The sequence below is a fragment of the Fibrobacter sp. UWOV1 genome (genome assembly GCF_900142495.1).
Classification (GTDB): domain Bacteria; phylum Fibrobacterota; class Fibrobacteria; order Fibrobacterales; family Fibrobacteraceae; genus Fibrobacter.
Genome location: NZ_FRBA01000006.1, coordinates 104,889 through 122,925, shown reverse-complemented (window position 1 = coordinate 122,925; position 18,037 = coordinate 104,889). Strand labels below are relative to the sequence as shown.

At 50.7% G+C, this 18,037-nt stretch carries 11 protein-coding genes, 1 other RNA gene and 1 pseudogene; 7 read left to right on the top strand and 6 right to left on the bottom strand.

Features of this window, described 5'->3' with window-relative positions; genetic code table 11:
• Positions 1–82: 82 nt before the first annotated feature.
• The gene (gene greA / locus BUC02_RS09770) at positions 83–550 is read right to left on the bottom strand and encodes a transcription elongation factor GreA (protein WP_073322025.1); all 468 of its coding nucleotides are present in this window, start codon (positions 548–550) and stop codon (positions 83–85) included.
• Here greA and BUC02_RS16735 point away from each other — a divergent pair.
• Both BUC02_RS16735 and BUC02_RS09765 read left to right on the top strand, forming a co-directional pair.
• Positions 468–1,142: pseudogene (locus BUC02_RS16735) on the top strand (DUF2062 domain-containing protein); the annotation flags it as partial. The gene greA and the pseudogene BUC02_RS16735 overlap by 83 nt on opposite strands.
• 99 nt (positions 1,143–1,241) lie before the next feature.
• On the top strand, positions 1,242–2,486 hold the full coding sequence (locus BUC02_RS09765; protein WP_371341001.1) for a DUF1015 domain-containing protein: 1,245 nt from the start codon (positions 1,242–1,244) through the stop codon (positions 2,484–2,486).
• 172 nt (positions 2,487–2,658) lie between these two features.
• On the opposite strand, the gene BUC02_RS09760 is transcribed toward BUC02_RS09765, so the two are convergent.
• The gene (locus BUC02_RS09760) at positions 2,659–3,807 is read right to left on the bottom strand and encodes a S26 family signal peptidase (RefSeq protein ID WP_073322019.1); all 1,149 of its coding nucleotides are present in this window, start codon (positions 3,805–3,807) and stop codon (positions 2,659–2,661) included.
• Positions 3,808–3,812: 5 nt separating this feature from the next.
• A complete protein-coding gene (gene lepA / locus BUC02_RS09755; RefSeq protein ID WP_073322016.1) occupies positions 3,813–5,633 on the bottom strand; it encodes a translation elongation factor 4 in 1,821 nt (606 codons plus the stop codon).
• Positions 5,634–5,891: 258 nt separating this feature from the next.
• Between lepA and BUC02_RS09750 the strand changes: the two genes are divergently transcribed.
• Positions 5,892–6,317 carry a peptidylprolyl isomerase gene (locus tag BUC02_RS09750; protein WP_073322228.1) on the top strand — a complete coding sequence of 142 codons (426 nt, stop codon included), beginning with the start codon at positions 5,892–5,894 and terminating at the stop codon, positions 6,315–6,317.
• A gap of 3 nt (positions 6,318–6,320) precedes the next feature.
• Complete coding sequence (locus BUC02_RS16215) at positions 6,321–7,409, top strand: hypothetical protein (RefSeq protein ID WP_073322012.1); 1,089 nt, start codon at positions 6,321–6,323, stop codon at positions 7,407–7,409.
• Positions 7,410–7,529: 120 nt separating this feature from the next.
• Here the strand turns inward: BUC02_RS16215 and lexA are convergent, their stop codons facing one another.
• Together lexA and BUC02_RS09735 are read right to left on the bottom strand one after the other, a co-directional pair.
• Positions 7,530–8,180 carry a transcriptional repressor LexA gene (lexA, locus tag BUC02_RS09740; protein WP_073054163.1) on the bottom strand — a complete coding sequence of 217 codons (651 nt, stop codon included), beginning with the start codon at positions 8,178–8,180 and terminating at the stop codon, positions 7,530–7,532.
• Positions 8,181–8,501: 321 nt separating this feature from the next.
• Entirely contained in the window at positions 8,502–10,271 is a 1,770-nt protein-coding gene (locus BUC02_RS09735) for a PA14 domain-containing protein (RefSeq protein ID WP_175549834.1), read from the bottom strand.
• Between the two features lie 242 nt (positions 10,272–10,513).
• Between BUC02_RS09735 and BUC02_RS16210 the strand changes: the two genes are divergently transcribed.
• Positions 10,514–10,654, top strand: coding sequence for a hypothetical protein (locus tag BUC02_RS16210; protein ID WP_175549833.1), 141 nt, complete (start codon positions 10,514–10,516; stop codon positions 10,652–10,654).
• A gap of 57 nt (positions 10,655–10,711) precedes the next feature.
• Here BUC02_RS16210 and ssrA read toward each other — a convergent pair.
• Positions 10,712–11,071, bottom strand: a transfer-messenger RNA (tmRNA) gene (ssrA, locus tag BUC02_RS09730).
• Positions 11,072–11,455: 384 nt separating this feature from the next.
• On the opposite strand from ssrA, the gene BUC02_RS09725 reads away from it, so the two are divergent.
• Positions 11,456–14,566 carry an FISUMP domain-containing protein gene (locus BUC02_RS09725; RefSeq protein WP_073322007.1) on the top strand — a complete coding sequence of 1,037 codons (3,111 nt, stop codon included), beginning with the start codon at positions 11,456–11,458 and terminating at the stop codon, positions 14,564–14,566.
• A 91-nt stretch (positions 14,567–14,657) separates the two neighbouring features.
• A complete protein-coding gene (gene mfd, locus BUC02_RS09720; RefSeq protein WP_073322004.1) occupies positions 14,658–18,035 on the top strand; it encodes a transcription-repair coupling factor in 3,378 nt (1,125 codons plus the stop codon).
• Positions 18,036–18,037: the final 2 nt, after the last annotated feature.

Sequence of the window (18,037 nt, the reverse complement as noted above, 5' to 3'; positions counted from 1 at the left end):
ATTACCAATGTGTGGTGTGGAATGTGTGATGAGTAATGGGAAAAATTTTCATTTCACATTACACAATTCACATTACACATCATCAATATTTCACTTCCACGATTTCGTATGTAATCAGGCCTTTGGGTGCTTGCACTTGCACCTGGTCGCCTTGTTTTTTGCCCATTAGGGCTTCGCCTACGGGCGATTTCATGCTGATTCGGCCTTGCAGCGGGTCGATTTCCTTTTCGCCCACGATAGAGTAGGTGCGTTCGCGCTTGGTCTTGATGTCCTTCATCTTGACCGTTGCGCCAAAGCGGACTGTGCCGTCGTCAGATGCCTGTGATTCCACTACCTGCGCGCCGTCCAGAATGCGGTCCAGTTCGCGGAGCCTGCGGTCGATTTCGCGCACGCGCATGCGTCCGTACGTGTAGGCCGCATTTTCGCTGCGGTCACCCTCGGCTGCAGCCGCCTGCACCTGGTTGATCATGGCGGGGCGTTCCACGTATTTCAAGTGTTCCCATTCCGCCTTGAACTTTTCAAAGCCTTCTTTAGAAATCAAGTGTTTCATCGACCTAAATGTAGAAAATGTGATGACGACTAGCTACATATTTCTGCCGACTGTCTACTGTCTACTTCCTACTATTGCTATATTTGCCCCCGCAATGATTCATTTTAAGCATAAGCGTATCGACAAGTCCGAGTCCAAGTACAAGAGACTGAGTCGTATTTATTATAACCGCATGTTCCCCAAGCGCCAGGATGCCCTGAAGGTGGCATGGTCGGTTGCTGCAGGCGTTTTTATCGGTATCTGGCCCACGATTGGTGTCGCGATTATTTTGACGGTTGCCTTTTGCGCCTTGTTCAGGCTTCCGAAGGTGCCTGGGATTGTTGCTTCTTTCGTAGCTAACCCTCTTACCCAGTTCGGATTCTTTTACCCCACGGGTTACGCTATCGGATGCAAAATTTTAAACCCCGAAAAGATCAATTTCGACTTCCTTTCGGAATTCGAGGGCCTTTCTTTCAAGAACTGCATTTCCGTGATTTCGCACTTGTGGCACGATGCGGCTGGGCATTTGGCGGCCTTTATGGTTGGAATTACGATTGTGGCTGCCATTGGCGGTGCAATCTTCTTTTTCCTGGCCTATTTTATTGTAAATTATCGCAAGAAAAAGTGGCTGGATGCAAAGACAAGCTACATCCAGAGCTTGATTGCTGAAGACGAAGCTTTAATTAAAGCAGCACACAAAGGAAAACACCCTATGATGCACATTTACCCGTTCAAGGCGCTGCGCCCGGTGAATCCGGCCGAAGCCGAAACGATTTCCGCCCTCCCGTACGACGTGATGAATCGCGCCGAAGCAAAGGCCATGGCCGAAGGGCTCCCGCATTCCTACTTGCGCGTGACTCGTGCCGAGCTGGAACTTCCTGATTCCGTAGATGCATACGATCCGAAGGTCTATGCGCATGCTCGCGAAAATCTCGACAAGATGATTGCCGAAGGCGTGATCGCTTACGACAAGAAGCCTTGCCTCTATGTTTACCGCCAGACCATGAACGGTCGCGAACAGTACGGCCTCGTCTGCTGCGTTCCCGCTGCCGACTACTTCAACGGCATTATCAAGAAGCACGAACTGACCCGTGCCGACAAGGAAGAAGACCGCTTGCGCCATGTGCTCGCCACCAACGCCAACACCGGTCCGGTGTTCCTGACCTACCGCGATCAGGGCCAGTTCGACGTGTTCGGTGCCGTGACCAAGCGTAAGCCCGTGTATGACTTCGTGAGCAAGGGCGACGGATTCGGCCATACGGTTTGGATTATCGACGATGACGCCGAAATCGAAGCCATCCGCAAGTCCTTCGAAGCCGTTCCGGTGAGCTACATTGCTGACGGTCACCACAGGAGCGCCGCCGGTGCTCGCGCCGCCAGCTACCGCGCCGAACAGAACCCGAACAACACCGGTGACGAAGAATACAACCGTTTCCTCGCCATCCTCTTCCCGAGCACCCAGCTCAAGATCCTTGACTACAACCGCGTTCTCAAGGACCTGAACGGCCGTACTCCGGAACAGCTCATGGACGAAATGAAGAAGGTGTTCGATATCGTTGCCCTCGACAAGATGCAGAGCCCTGCCAAGCAGAACCAGGTGAACTTCTATATGGGTGGCAAGTGGTACGCTTGCACCTTCAAGGCTGAATACCTCAAGAACCTCGGCCCGGTGGACAGCCTCGACGTGGCTCTCCTCCAGAAGCTTATTTTGAAGCCGCTCTTCGATATCGACGACCCGCGTACGTCAAAGCGCATCGACTTCGTCGGTGGCATTCGCGGTCTCGGCGAACTCGTGAAGCGTGTGGATAGCGGTGAATGCGCCTGCGCCTTCGCTATGTATCCGACGACTCTGGATCAGCTGATGAACATCGCCGACGCTGGCGAAATCATGCCGCCGAAGAGCACCTGGTTTGAACCGAAGCTCCGCGACGGTCTCCTGGTTCACTCGCTGGACTAATTGCTTAACAGGTTTGAGCTATGAGCTCGGAGCTAAAGCTCCTTTGAGTCCGTTTCGCTCAGAACTTAAAAAATGAGCCATAAGGTTTTACGCCTTATGGTTCTTTTTGTATTTACTGTAAATACGCTAAAAGTGCCGAGACCTCATACCTCAAAGCACCGCAGGTGCGACCTCACTCCTCTTCTTCTTCCGGAGCTAAGAGCGAAAGGGCATAGTCCAAAGCGCGATTTGCGTAACGCTGAATGGGGTAGATGACTTTGACTTTGATTCGGTCAGGCCATTCTAGGTAGCGCCCGATAAAGTCCTTGTGCGTAAAGTAGCCGAGTTCGCGGGAATCGGGGCAGCTGGAGCCCTTGATGCATGTCATGTAATAGCAGTCTTCTTCGATGACAATCATGTTCAAGGGCTCATCCAAGTATTTTTCCGGTTCTTCTTTTGCAGGGGCAGGCTTTGCAGGTGCAGCGACCGCAGAATCTTTTTTCGTTGTATCATTCTGAGTTGAGTCGGATTTTGCTGCTTTGCTGGAATCGACGTGCGCAACTTTTACGGAATCGGTCTTAATGGAATCGGAGGCGGTAGAATCTGCAGAAGACGTGGGCGGGGGAGTGAGTTCGAGCTTGGCGGGCTTCAGGCGGAACAGTTCGCGCTTGATTTTAATGGGGGCGTTGCCCGGCTCGGCTTGACGAATCTGGAGCTCGATCAGGTAACGGTCCTGCCAAGGCAAATAGTCGACTTCCTTAAGGCTTACCTGGCGGTTTGCGATCTTGGTGGCTCCCACGCGGTCAATGTTGATTTCGCGGTCGCCCTGCCAGAGCGTCGACTTGATTGCAATCTTTTCGCCATGCGTATGCAGGTAGGCCAAAATGTAGTCTTGTTCGACCTCATTTAATTTGTCAAAATAAAGCGTGTCGCCGGCCTTGGGAACGTAAATCGTTTGGCTCTGGATAAAGGCGTCTTCGCCCTTCCACTTGTAATTGCGGTGCGGCGTACGCACGCGCCCTTTGTCTGTGATTTCAATGGAGTCGCCCGGCATGGCGAGCACCCTGCGTACCATGGTTTCGCCGCTTTTGAGCGAAAGCCAGACAATGTCCTGTTCCTTGATTTTGGAAAGACATTGCGGTAGTTTGCACATCCAATGGATAGATTGTTCCTTGAACTTGGGCGTCATCGACGCATCCATAATCTTGACAGGCGCAATCGCATAAAGGCGTGCGACAAAGGCTGCTCCGCAAATGAATAACAAGAACAGGAACAAGAGAAAGATATGGCTTTGCGAATTCTTTCGCTGCAGCCTTTTCACCTTTCTCGAAAGTCTGGACATTGGACTTAGTCCCCGTTATTCGTGGAGTTGTCGGAGAGGGAAAGTACGGCGAGGAACGCCTTCTGCGGCACTTCAACAGAGCCGATGCTCTTCATGCGCTTCTTACCTTCTTTCTGCTTTTCAAGGAGTTTGCGCTTACGGGTGATGTCACCGCCGTAGCACTTGGCAAGCACGTCCTTGCGCACCGCCTTCACGGTCGAACGGCTAATAATCTTGCCGCCAATGGCACCTTGAATTGCCACGTCGAACTGCTGGCGCGGAATAAGGTCCTTAAGCTTCACACAAATGGCGTTGGCATAAGTGTGGGCCTTGTCCTTGTGGATAATCACCGAGAATGCATCCACCGGGTCTCCGTTCAACAGAATGTCGAGCTTCACGAGGTTGTTTCTGCGGTATTCGCTTGGCGCATAGTCGAGGCCTGCATAGCCGCGGCTTACGGACTTGAGGCGGTCGTAGAAGTCAAACATGATTTCGGCGAGAGGCAGGTTATACTTGAGGATCACCTTTTCTTCGTCGAGGTATTCCATGGTCTCGAATTCGCCGCGCTTTTCTTCGCAGAGCGTCATGAGTGCACCCACGAATTCCTTGGGCGTGAATATTTGCGCCTTCACGTAAGGTTCTTCGATGTGGTCGTAACGGCTGGCATCGGGGAGCTTGGAGGGGCTTTCGATTTTCACCATCGTGCCGTCGCTCATGTACACGTGGTATTCCACGTTCGGTACCGTCGTGATGATGTCTACGTTGAATTCGCGATCCAGACGCTCCTGCACGATTTCCATATGCAACAGCCCAAGGAATCCGGTGCGGAAACCGAAGCCGAGTGCTTCGGAGGTTTCCGGTTCCCAGCTGATGGCGGAATCGTTCAGGCGGAGTTTTTCCAAAGCTTCGCGCAAGTCCTTGTAGTCTTCCGGGTTGATGGGGTAGATGCCGGAATAGATCATCGGCAGAATATCCTTGTAGCCCGGGAGCGGTTCGGTAGCCGGATTGGCGGAATCGGTCAAGGTGTCGCCGATTTTCACGTCGCTAATCGTCTTCACGTTGGCAAGCACGTAACCCACCATGCCTTCGGTCAGTTCTTCGCGCGGGTCGCGGCGCATGCTGAAGGTTCCGACTTCTGTCACCATGTATTCGGCGCCGGTCTTCATCATCTTGATCTTCATGCCGGCCCTGATCGTGCCTTCGACAATTCGGATGTAGTTGATCACGCCGCGGTAAGAATCGTACACGGAGTCAAAAATCAAAGCCTTGAGCGGATTGCCCGTATCGCCCTTGGGGGCCGGGATTTCGTCGACAATTTTGTCGAGAACCTGGTCCACGTTTAGGCCAGTCTTTGCAGAAATGCGCGGAATCTTGTCGGGGTCGTAACCGAGCAAGTCGCCTACGAGCTGAGCCACATGGTCTGGCTGTGCGCCCGGCAGGTCCACCTTGTTGAGCACCGGGATAATTTCAAGGTCGTTTTCGAGGGCGAGGTAGAGGTTCGAAAGCGTCTGGGCTTCGATACCCTGGCTTGCGTCCACCACCAAAATGGCACCTTCGCAGGCGGCAAGCGAGCGGCTGACTTCGTAGGTGAAGTCCACGTGCCCCGGTGTATCGATCATGTTCAGAATGTATTCCTTGCCATCTTTTTCGTACACCATGCGAATGGCGTGCGCCTTGATGGTAATGCCGCGTTCGCGTTCAAGGTCCATGTCGTCCAAGAGCTGGTTCGTCATTTCGTTCTTCGAAACGGTCTTGGTCAGTTCAATCATTCGGTCGGCAAGAGTCGATTTACCGTGGTCGATATGGGCGATAATGCTGAAATTTCTAATGTTGTCGTTTTGCGGCATAATTACGATAAGATTATCTGGTGAAATTACCGGGTGAATCCTGCTATTTTTCGGGCTAAATATAGAAAATGCGCAATGGACTTTGACAAAAAAAGCTATATTAACAATATAAATCAAAGATGTGCACCATCAATCATGGTTGATATGAAAAGACCTCTAGTTTTTGTTGCCCTTGTGACAGCCCTCGTACTTGGCTTTTTCAGTTTTGGATTCGCTCAGGGAAAGGTGTTCAACAAGGATTATTCCGCTATTAAGGCAATCGATGCAATTATTGAAACACACGAAGGCAAAATCGTGGTTTCGCTAGATTTCAAGTCCGCTCCCAACACGGTTGCGAATTTTGTTGATCTCGCAAATAAGGGCTTTTACAACGGCCTCACGTTCCATCGCGTGATTCCCGGATTCATGATCCAGGGTGGCGATCCCGAAGGTAACGGCAAGGGCGGCCCCGGTTATACAATCGATGACGAAATCAGCTCTTTGAAGCACGAAGCCGGCGTTATCTCGATGGCCAACCGAGGCCCGAATACGAACGGTTCGCAGTTCTTTATCACGCAGACGCCGCAGCACCATCTAGATGGCAAGCACACGGTGTTCGGTAAGGTTCTCGAAGGCGAAGATGTCGTTTGCCGTATTGAACCCAATGATAAAATTATTAACATCACTATCGTGGAAAAGAAGTAATCTATGAGTTCTAAGAAAGTATCGTCCAAGGCTCCGGCAAAGAAACCCGCAGCAAAGCCTGCCAAGAAGGCCGCTCCGGCAAAGCCCGCCAAGGCCCCTGCTAAAGCAGTGAAAAAGGCTGCTCCGGCCAAGCCTGCAAAGGCTCCGGCCAAGAAGGCTGCTCCGGCAAAACCGGCTCCGAAGGCCCCGGCCAAGAAGGCCGCTCCGGCAAAGCCTGCAAAGGCTCCTGCCAAGAAGGCCGCTCCGGCAAAACCGGCTCCGAAGGCTCCGGCCAAGAAGGCTGCTCCGGCTAAACCCGCTCCGAAGGCGAAGGACTCTAAGAAGACTGCAGCTAAGGCCGCTCCTGCAAAGGCCCCGGCCAAGAAGGTCGCTCCGAAGCCCGCTCCGGTTAAGGCTGCAAAGCCTGTTCCGGCAAAGCCCGCCAAGGCTCAGCCCAAGCAGGTCGAAAAGCCCGAAGTGAAACCCGATGTCAAGGCTGACAAGGCTCCGAAGGCTGCCAAGGCAAAGAACACCAAGCCGGCCGAAGTTGTCGAAAACGTCGAACAGCCTGTTGAAACTCCGGTTGTCGAAAAGAAGTCCAAGAACGCTCCGGACTACGCCTACGCAGTGCTTCTCCAGGGTGTCAAGCGCCTTTCCAAGACCATCATGTTCGTGAAGGTCGACGAATCCGAAGACCGCTCCAATAAGAAGAAGATGTCTAGCGATGTCAAGAACCTTGACATGAAGCCGACCTCTGCGATCCGCCACAAGTCGTCCCTTGCCGAAGAAACGCAGGAAGAACTGACGGAACGTATTCTCAAGGAACTCGAAGAACAGAACAAGATGTTCGAACGCGAAGCTGCCACGCAGATGTGCACGCGCTGCAACCGCAACCTCGTGTCTCCGGAATTCTGGGTCGACAAGCACCTCGGCTTCTGCGAAGAATGCGCCGCTATCCTCAAGCTCGGTCAGTCCAAGGAAGCCCGCAAGGTGGAATACCAGCTCGGTGCCATGGACGGCGACTCCCTGGATGAAGAAGATGACGATATTATCGGACCGGACGCAGACGACCTGAAGGAAGCTGAAGAAGATCTCGCCGAAATGGGTGAATAGTCAGTCTACGGAATATCGATTATTCGGAAATATGAAATCCGCTCCCGGTTCAAACGAGGGCGGATTTCTTTTATAAGCGAGTTTGTGAAGACGATGCGCCGCGGGCGGCGTAGTCTATAATTAGTTCACCTTGCGCATGACGCCGATGAGCTTGCCAGCGATGGAGAAGTGCTTGTCCTTCTTGACGATGATCGGGCGGTAACGCGGGTTAGCCGGACGCAGTTCGATATGGTCTGCGGCGGGGTGGTAATACTTGACGGTGGCTTCGTTGTCGACCTGGGCAACGATGATTTCGCCGCGGTCGGCCGTCTTTTGCTGGCGCGCGAAAATGAGGTCGCCATCGAGGATGCCGGCGTTGATCATGGAATCGCCCTTGACGCGGAGCGCAAAGACGTCAGAACGGCAAGCGAGGAAGTCGCGGTCGATGGTGACGGTGCCTTCGAGGTTCTGCACGGCGAGAATCGGCGTACCGGCAGCGACGCGGCCCACGATAGGAATTTCAATGGTATTGGTCGGTGCTTCGGCACCTTCGTTGTTGCCGCTGTCGACGACTTCGATACCGCGGCTAAGTCTGGGGGAGCGGTTGATGTAGCCCTTCTTGATGAGGGCGGCGAGAATGGAACGGACGCCGTTCGTCGAAGAAATCTCGAAATGGTTGCCGATTTCGCGGACCGTAGGCGGCATGCGGTTTTCCTTGGAATACTTCTTGATGTACTCCAGGATTTCTTCTTGACGGGTGGTTAGCTCTTTGCGTTTGCTGTTGTTTTCCATGTATAAACCTCGCTTTAATAAATTACATACACAAATATAATGCACAATTGGGCAATTGTCAATAGGTTCACTGCACAAAATTTCATTATTTTACAAGACTCACTCATGCCATTTTATACGTCAACCCTGGGTTAGCAAAACTTTCCCAATCCGTCAGCCTTTCGAAACCAGCAAATTCACCCCGAAAATGCTGCTTTTAGGCTGTTTTGGCTATTCTGACCGCCGCAGCATAACCACAGCCAATTTACAGCGAATAAAAATTTTTAACGCTGCAATACGGAAAGGCTTGACAGAGCCGAAAATCTTTGTTTTTTTGGTTGATTACTGGATGTTGAAAAAGCCTTTGATTCTTCCCAAAAGGTCGTACAGTTTGCCGTTTTTTTGTGGCATCCGTTGTGCTTTGACTTTATGGATGCGAATCGTTTTTTGTTCCGGCATTTCCAGTTTTTGCATCGGATCTCCGATAATCGATTCTCCATAGAACCAATCGTAAAGGTCTTCCTTGTGGCTGTACTGGTTCCTTTTCACCCTTTCGTTTACCCATTCCCGGAACGATTCGCCAATGAACTTGTGCTCAAAGGCGTAGTACATGAAACCATCCATTTGGTCGCTTCCACTGGTTTTGGACGAACCGATACTTACAAAACCGCCGTTAATCGTGTTAAAGATATGCTCGCTTCCAACAGAGGCACTATTGGCGTTGCCGTAGAAATCATAGCAGGTAAGTGGACCACAGCAGGCAAAGTGGAAGAATCTCGGTGAAACGCACATGTTCCTTTCCACTTGTGTTATATCCAGTCCGTTTCCAAGGCCAGTCTGGCCTCCGTGCCCACCATAAAGGGCCCAATCATACTTATCTGATTTTATGTTGTCTAGATATTCCTGTCCATCGGCGATAGACTTATCAAGGGAGTCTGGGGAATAAAGAAGGCTCAAACCATCAACGAATTTCTGGTCTAGAGGATTGTTTAGGCCTCCTTCCTCAGTTAGGAACATGGCACTACGCGTAGCTTTCTTGAACAAACCGAGATAGTAGTTGTGAATTTTCTCGAAATAGTTCAATAAAAGTGTTTTGGGGTTACCGTAGAAACCAGCCGTATTGGGGTCAATTCGAGAAACCCATATTTCAAAGGAATCAGAAACCGCGCCACTTTTGGAATAGTGCCCGTCAAAAACTCCATTAGATTTTCCAGAAATCCAAAGGTGCTTTATGTCTTCTTCGGGGAGCGAATCTATCATGAAAATGTTTCCATAATAGGTTTGGTTGAGACCGGGTGTGCTCTTGTCATTTTGACGCCAAACGGAATCAGGGATTGGTATATAGGAGGCATTATTCCCGCATTTCCATTTTAGTGTCAGATAAGCGTCGCCAAATTCCTCTGCATAGTTTAGTTTGAATTTGTAGAGGCTGTCTTTCTTGAATTGAAAAGCGCTGTAATAGGGAATGTCCCAGTTGTTGAACCATGCATCAATGAGCAGGGAATCGTTAATCCAAAGGCGCCTGTCGTTGTCCGTGGTAAGTTGCAGGGAACAAAGTGCGGTGACTGGAGATTTTATGTATCCGGAATATGCAATTGAAAAACTATCCACCGGTACCTTCCCTGGTATCGGAGAACCGTTGATTACATTGAAGTTTAACGTTGTCGTGGTGGTGTCAAACAACTTTCCGCCATGGGCTTCGGGGCCTCCGGCAGCAGTGTCTTTCCAAATACCGTCAAGGTCCATGAAGTAAAGGTCTGTTACCCAGCGCTGGTACCGGAATCCTTCTTGTGTTTTCTGGTAGAATTCAAATTGAGCGCGCGGAATGTCTCCAACAAAGATGGCGCCCGTGATGGAATCCTTCTTGCTTACGAGTATTTCTTTTAGGTCGGTGGCTTTCCCGCCGTTCTTCTGGGATTTGAAAGACACGATAGTAGCGTTTACTTGATAAGTATTCCAGATGTCATCCGTATAGGTGTCTATGGCATTCTTGATTTCGTTGTCTTTTATCATTTCGTCGTCAACGACGATGAGGATATCAGATGCTTTGCTCCATGCGCAAACAGAAAATAGGAGAATTACCCCTAAAAAGTATTTAAGTGTATTTTTCATGAAAGCCCCCCTTGACTTCATTAAAGATAAAATGACTTTTAGAGGAAAATATATATTTTTTTTGTTCGAAAGGGCTGTTTTTAGGTTAAAATCCACTTTAAATGATGGGGAAAATGTTAATTTATTGAAGGTGAGGCTAGTATGTCAACGATAGCGTCGGGCTTTAAACTTATATACCATGGAGACAAACGATTGTCTATTAATGGTCAAAATGGGTATAGAAGAGGAATAAGAAAAAGAAAATGGATCAGAAAAAGGAATATGTCACTCCGAAAATGGATGTGCTCGAATACATGGTAAAAGCGTCTCTTTTGGTAGATAGTCCCAAAACCGATGATGCTGCGGATACACCTAATGTCCTTACAGGTGGTTCATTCGACTAATCCATTCCATAAACCCGTATAAAAAGAAAGGAACTCTTGAAGAGTTCCTTTCTTTTGTTCTGGAGGTGAGGGGAGTCGAACCCCTGTCCAAAATCACGTCCATGCACGTTCCTACAAGCTTTCCCTTCGAATTTAAGATCTCGTCTGATCTACGCCCAAGAAGGTCGGCGCGGACTTTGACCAGCCTAGTGAATCTCGGACTCTAGCCCCAGGCATGCAAGAATCCTATCCCATATTGCGTCCGGACGTACACCCCGATGGGAGCGGAATGAGGCCCGGCGTTGCCGTTAATTAGGCAGCGAGTGCGTAGTTTTCGTCAGCACTTATTTTTTTTCAGACTTTTTTACGAGTGCCCTCGTCTGAGACCTCGGCTTGCAACTAACACTTCGGTAACCCTGTCGAAACCAGAGCACCCCCGAATGTTTAACCCCGAGTATAGCTCTGGTTGAGACCTGTCGATTAAACGCGACTATAAGGAGCGTTTTGGCCCTTAAGCTCACGAAGTGAGCGCAAGGCCCGTAGGGCGAGCTTAACGCGAATAGCGTTAGGCGAGGCAAACCAGAGCACCCCCGTTTGGAATAAAAACTAGGTTAAAACCTGGTTTTAACCCCGTAGGGATTATTAGTTGGTACAAATATACAAATATATCGCCCTTTTTCAAAGATTTGTCAAATTAGATAACATCAATGCATTCCCCTTTGTAAACTTTTTGACAAAGCGATTCTGTGTTTCTATCTTATTTTTACAGATAAAGGGCGGAAAACGTTATTAAACGCTTTTCTAAATACGAACGAGGATAACATGAGAGCTTTTCAAAAGACCACGAGTCTTTTTGCGCTTCTATTTGCGTGTACGTGCGTTTTGGTTTCTGCTTGCGGCGGTGATTCCAGCAGCTCCGGTACACCTGAAGATCCCGAAGAAGATGTGCACCCGGCAAAAGAAGCCGGTGTCGACAACAAGGTCTCTGATTCGAAGGTTTCCAAGGACAAAATTTACGATTCTAGCGTAGGAGCCTACTTGAATACGGTCCAGTTCGGCATGTACGTCTGGCTAGAAGACAATGCCACCGAAGGCTACTCTAGTAGCACCATGTGTTACAATGACGATCCCGATAACTGCTATGCGTACGGCCGTATGTACCACCCGGGTTACGCCCGTTGCCCGAGCGGATTCTCGGTTCCGACCAAGGATGACTGGTCGGGAACCATGGCTTACATTTCCAAGTACCCCGAAGTCGCTTCTTCGTTCGGATTTTCGATGGGTGGTTATTGCTATGAGGGTTTGCACGGGGTTGACTGCGCGGACTTGGACAAGGCGGGCTACTATCTGGCTGGCGACAATACGATTGCCATAGTCAAGGGACGCTCGGTTTCGTTCAGGCCGGCAGACGAAGAAAACTTTTACCAGCTACGTTGCCTAAAGTACACTTATCTTGTGGCGACTGTCGAAGACCTTCCGCATTGCGATTCTATTACCCGTAGTACGTTGCAGCCGTTCTATGTCATGAGCGAAAAGACCAATTATAAGTGCTCTGGTACGCGCTGGGTAGACGATTTCTCGAATAGCTGTGGCAGTTCCGAAAACGGCATGTCCGCAGTGTACAACGATACCATGTATATCTGCAAGTTCCGTGAATGGCAGGTTGCCGATATCTCGGATTCCAAGGACGCTTGTACCGACGAGAACGACCGCACCACTTATTTGTTCAACGGCAATCTGTACGCTTGCGAAGATGGAGCATGGCGTTCACTCAAGAATCTTGAATTGAAGTTGGGCTACTGCAGGCCCAGCATGATCGGGACACTCGATTCTCTTGAAACGACGACTTCGGCATCGCAGTCCAATTATTATTCGAACGAAGTCAGGCCTTACGATTCGTACGCATTTTATGCCTGCGATTCTACGGGCTGGCGTACGGCGCTCCTGAGCGACTATATGGGCAAATGCGACAGTACTAGGGAATTCAAGGAAGGCGAACTGCATGAAGTTCGCTACGTTTGCCGAAAGGGCGTGTGGGATACCTTTACAAAGCTGGAAAGTGAAATCGGTGTTTGCTCTCCCAAGAAACAGGGCGTTATTGACACGACCGAAAGCGAGGTCGCGTACATTTGCGACGAAACGTCCTGGCGTACCGCGACCAAGTACGACTATTTGGGCGACTGTGTTCCGAAAGTCGAAAACAAGATTTTGCCTTACGGCGGCGACAAGTACATCTGTCTTGAAGACGGTTGGTACAAGATGAATAATCTTGAAGTCGACATGGGCCTTTGCACGGAGAAACGTGATGGCGAAATCGATTCGACGGAATCGGGTTACGCCTACATTTGTGATGGAGGATGGCGTGAGGTTAAGGCTGTAGATATCGGTGGCGTATGCGATAGTACCAAGAACCTCAAAATCGTCAATGTGAACTCGCGTAAGTATTATTGCTTCTCCTCATCTTGGAATACCCTTAATTCCCTGGACGAAGAAATTGGATTCTGCACCGCGAGTAATAAAGGAAAGAAAGCCTCCACCAAGAGTGGTTCGACTTATTACTGTGAAGAGAATGGCTGGAGAATAATGGACCGCTATGAAGTCTTATTGGGTATCTGCACAAGCTCAATGGAAGGATCGACCAAAAAGAATGTGGATACAGTCTTTGTGTGTACGAGCGGAAGCTGGAAAAAGGCAGGTACTGATATCGTACTTGGTACATGCGACAGCAAGTCCTCGGGGGTGACTAAAACATATCTGGGTACCGTATATGGATGCCGCGAAAACAAGTGGGTTGTACCGGATTCCCTGGACAAACTCTTGGGATTCTGTGCAGGTAATAATTCCCGTGAGGTCGTTTTAAGTGGTGACACATATTATCGCTGCAACAGTCATAATTGGGTTGCCATCAGTGCGGTGATCGGAGCCCTGGGAACCTGTAACGAGGAAAACTACGATAAGTACAAGAAAGGCTCGGACGGAATCATGTACGCATGTCATAGTACTAGCATCTCATGGACACGAGTTGATAATATGTATTTGTTCTATGGCGAGTGCGGTGCTAGTAAAGATGGAGAAAGGGTCGTATTCAATAATGAGGAATATGTCTGTGACATCAAAACATCAAACGGATGGAAAAAACTGGATTCTCTAGATAAGGCTCATGGAACTTATTGTGGGTATTCGAGCGTTGGAGATACGGTTACTTATCATGGCGTACACTATGTCTGTAAGGCTCAATCGTACGCGTATAAATGGCAAAAGGCGACAGATCGTGAATATATGGGATACTGTACGGCCGCTCGCGAAGGACATACGATGTTCAACGGAGCAAATACCAGTAAGTGTACCGGCCAGAAGTGGGTTGGAGTTAAAAAGACATTTACCGATTCCAGAGATAGCAAGAAATACAATTACGTAACCATTGACGGGCTAGATTTCATGTCCCAGAACCTCAATTATGCCGGTGTGGATTCCACCATTTGTATTTCGAGCAGCACGGCGACAAATTGTGACGAGTGGGGACGACTCTATAGCCCTTCTACCGCGGCGAAGGCGTGTCCATCGGGTTGGCGCTTGCCTGATTCGACGGAGTTGCATGACATGCTTACAAACTTGTACAATCTCAATAAGTTCTATGCCTTCTATGGCGATGGATGGAACTTGATGCCCTATCCAACAGCTGCTTTCACCGATACAACGGGATGGCATGATGAAGACCTCTATGGCCTGAATATAACTCCGACCGGTTATGAGATTGCCTATCTTCAAAACGGGATGGATCCGATGAGGTCGAGAATGGCTGATAACATGTCGGTCTTTTACTGGACTGCGTCTGGGGATTATTGGGGACGTGGTAGACCGTTTGGATTCTATGAATCTACTCAGTATCAGAGTGTTCGTGTGATCGGTATGGCGATTCGCTGCGTCAGGTAATTGGATAAAAATCGAGGTCTCCGGTATATCCAGGAAACTGTGGACGATTCGCGCAGTTGGAGATGAGTAAAAAAAAGCTATCTTTGGTGCGATGGTAGAATCCCTTTCAGAGTTCATCACATTTGCCCGCAGTGAAACGCTAAACCTCTTCAGCAAGGCTGAAGGGGGCGCGCTTCACGTGAATGGCGCTACGGTTCCGGCGGCAGCCATGATGGTGGCCTCACGGTTCCTTAAAAAGCCGAACCCGATTCTGGTAGTGGCCAAGGATTACAAGAGCGCCGAGAATTGGGTCGAAAATCTGGAAGGGCTCTTGGGCGAAGAATTTGTCCGTTTTTTCCCGTCGATTGGCTTGAAACCTTACGAAAAGAAGGTGCCGTTCGAAGGCGTTGTCGAAGAACGCCTCAAGTTTTTCCGCGATGTAGAGGGCGCGAATCCTTTTGTAACGGTTTGTCCGCTGGATTCGTTCTTGATGCGGCTTCCGGCACCGCATACGGTGATGAAGGATTGCCTTGAACTCAAGGTGGGCGGTGTTGCCGAGCCTTCGTCGCTTCGCCCCTGGTTCCTGGATCACGGATTCGTGGAACAGCCTGTGGTTTCGGGGGTGGGGGAGTTCTCCATTCGCGGATGCATTGTCGACGTAAACTGCCTTCTGTACCCGCACCCGATCCGTATCGAATTCTTTGGCGACGAAATTGAATCAATCCGTAGCTTCGACATTTTCTCGCAGCGTTCCGTAGAGACCATGAAGTCGGTGAAACTTTTCCCGATGGGCGAATTTACGGTCAAGGAACACGAGGCGGCGTGCTACAACGGCGACCTTTCGGGGCTCTGGTGGCACCGCGGGCGTTACCAGACGCTCAATTCCAGCTTGCTCGACTATTTGCCGAAGGCTTCGCTGGTTTTCGAGGAATTGTCGCTACTGTCAGAGAATGCGGCAAAGTATTATGTGAACTGCGAGAACACCTTCAGGGAAATCCGCGAAGTCGATACCGAGGCGGTGGACCCGGCGCATACCTGGTTCAAGATGGGCGAACTTTCGCGCCAGTTTGTGGGCCGCACCTCGATGGATGTTTCCCGCGTGCAGCTCAACGACGGCAACAGTCATGAGCTGAATTGCAAACCGCAGGATTTCTCGTCGAACGGAACCGATTCCGTGGCCAAGGAAATCGAGGAATTTGCCGCCCGCGGCGGAACCGTTTACGTGGTCGCCCCGACGGCGGGTGCGCTTGGGCGCATCAAGCAGATGCTCGAAGGCTTGCCGGTAGAAGACTACATTGTGGGCAACATGTCCGAAGGTTTCTGGCTCGAAGACGACGGAATCGCCTTCCTGACCGAGACGCGCATTTTCAATCGTCATTCGAACAAGACCCGTAAACGCAAAATCGCGGGCTCCGTTTCGAGCGCCTTGATGATAGAATCGTTGAACCGCGGCGATTTCGTTTCGCACGAAGATCACGGCGTGGGCAAGTACTTAGGGCTTGTGCGTGTGAACGTGAATGGTGGCATGGTGGACTGTGCCTTGCTGGAATACGCCGGCGGTGACAAACTCAAGTTCCCTGTAGCGGACTTGCAGAAGATTGAACGCCTCGACACGCAAGAAACCCCTCCCAAGTTGGATAAATTGGGCGGCAAGGCCTGGGAAAACCTCAAGGAACGCGTCAAGAAAAAGGTCATTCAGATTGCGCGCGAGCTAGTGGAACTTTACGCCAAGCGCGAACTGGTGGAAGGTTTCGATTTCCCGCCCGATGGCAAACTGCAGAAAGAATTTGAAGACGCCTTTGAATACGACCCGACGCCCGACCAGGTGAAGGCTACCGAAGATATCAAGCGGGATATGGAATCACGCCGCCCGATGGACCGCCTGATTTGTGGCGACGTGGGCTTTGGTAAGACCGAAGTCGCCATGCGTGCGGCGTTCAAGTGCGTGGTGAGCAAGAAGCAGGTGGTGCTCCTGGTGCCGACGACGATTTTGGCGGCCCAGCATTACGAAAACTTCATGGACCGCTTTGCAGGCTTTGGCGTGAATATAGCACTTGTGAACCGCTACAAGAGCGCCAAGGAAAAGAAAGAAATTTTCAAGCAGGTGAGCGAAGGCAAGGTCGACATTTTGGTCGGTACGCACAGCCTGCTTTCGGAGAAAAACCAATTCAAGGATCTGGGCCTTTTAATTATCGACGAAGAACAGAAGTTTGGCGTGAAGCAGAAGGAAAAACTGCGTGAAATGCGCCTTGCGGTCGATACGCTCAGCATGAGTGCCACACCGATTCCGCGTTCGCTTCACTTGAGCATGACGGGCGTTCGCGATATTTCACTGATTAATACGCCGCCCATGAACCGCTTGCCTGTAGAAACCAAGCTCATGAAGCGCGACGATATGGTCATCAAGCAGGCGATTGAAGATGAACTGGCTCGCGGTGGCCAGGTGTTCATTGTGAACGACCGCGTGCAAAGCATTTATGAACTGGCGGACGATATCGAACATCTTGTGCCCGAAGCGCACATCGGTATTGCCCACGGGCAGATGAATGACCGCGATCTTGAAAATGCGATGGAAGCCTTTATCTCCCGCAAGTTTGATATCCTCGTCAGCACGAGCATTATCGAATCGGGCCTGGATGTCCCGAATGCGAATACCATTATCATCATGAACGCGCATCACTTTGGCATTAGTCAGCTTTACCAGATGCGCGGCCGCGTGGGCCGTAGCAGCGTGCTCGCGAAGGCGCTTTTGGTGATTCCCGCGAAGAACGAAATCTCGGCGGAATCCATGCGTCGCTTGAAGGCGCTGGAACAGTTTACCGACCTCGGTAGCGGTTATCAGCTGGCCATGCGTGACTTGGAAATCCGCGGGGCGGGTAACTTGCTCGGTCAGGAACAGCACGGCTTTATTGCCGAAGTCGGCTTTGAAACTTATGTGCGCTTAGTGCGCGAGGCGGTGGAACAGCTGCGCGGTGGCCCGTCCGAAAAGCCGATTCAGCCTCGCGTAGAACTCGGCGTAGACGCTTACTTGCCCGAAGACTACATTCAGGATGGCCTCACTCGAATTTCGATGTACCAGCGGATTTCCCGCGTGTCGCATACCGACGAAATCGCGGGGCTTGCGCAGGAACTCGCGGATCGTTTCGGGCCCGTGCCCGAAGCCGCCAAGATGCTCTTGCTGGTGACCGAAATCGGGCTCTTGGCCGGGCGGCTCCGCATTCAAGGGCTTGTGCAGCGCAAGGGAATGCTCGCGGCGACTTTTGTAGAATTCCCGCCGCCCGATCCGCGAATCATCAGCGAGATGTATGCGAATACGCAGTTCCCCATGCGCATCATGGGAGGTTCGCCACTGCAAGTCGTGATTGAACTCGGTAAAGGCAACGCCATCGAACTCGCCGAAAAGGCGCTCAAGGAATTCCGTGCGTTTGCTGTGATTAAGGCTGATTCGACGGTCCTGAAGAGTACGAACTCGTCAGCCGCGAAAAACTAGCG

Coding starts and splice junctions, on each gene's coding strand:
- greA (WP_073322025.1), bottom strand. CDS start 550: ATGAAACACTTGATTTCTAAAGAAGGCTTTGAAAAGTTCAAGGCGGAA.
- BUC02_RS09765 (WP_371341001.1), top strand. CDS start 1,242: ATGATGCACATTTACCCGTTCAAGGCGCTGCGCCCGGTGAATCCGGCC.
- BUC02_RS09760 (WP_073322019.1), bottom strand. CDS start 3,807: ATGTCCAGACTTTCGAGAAAGGTGAAAAGGCTGCAGCGAAAGAATTCG.
- lepA (WP_073322016.1), bottom strand. CDS start 5,633: ATGCCGCAAAACGACAACATTAGAAATTTCAGCATTATCGCCCATATC.
- BUC02_RS16215 (WP_073322012.1), top strand. CDS start 6,321: ATGAGTTCTAAGAAAGTATCGTCCAAGGCTCCGGCAAAGAAACCCGCA.
- lexA (WP_073054163.1), bottom strand. CDS start 8,180: ATGGAAAACAACAGCAAACGCAAAGAGCTAACCACCCGTCAAGAAGAA.
- BUC02_RS09735 (WP_175549834.1), bottom strand. CDS start 10,271: ATGAAAAATACACTTAAATACTTTTTAGGGGTAATTCTCCTATTTTCT.
- BUC02_RS16210 (WP_175549833.1), top strand. CDS start 10,514: ATGGATCAGAAAAAGGAATATGTCACTCCGAAAATGGATGTGCTCGAA.
- BUC02_RS09725 (WP_073322007.1), top strand. CDS start 11,456: ATGAGAGCTTTTCAAAAGACCACGAGTCTTTTTGCGCTTCTATTTGCG.
- mfd (WP_073322004.1), top strand. CDS start 14,658: ATGGTAGAATCCCTTTCAGAGTTCATCACATTTGCCCGCAGTGAAACG.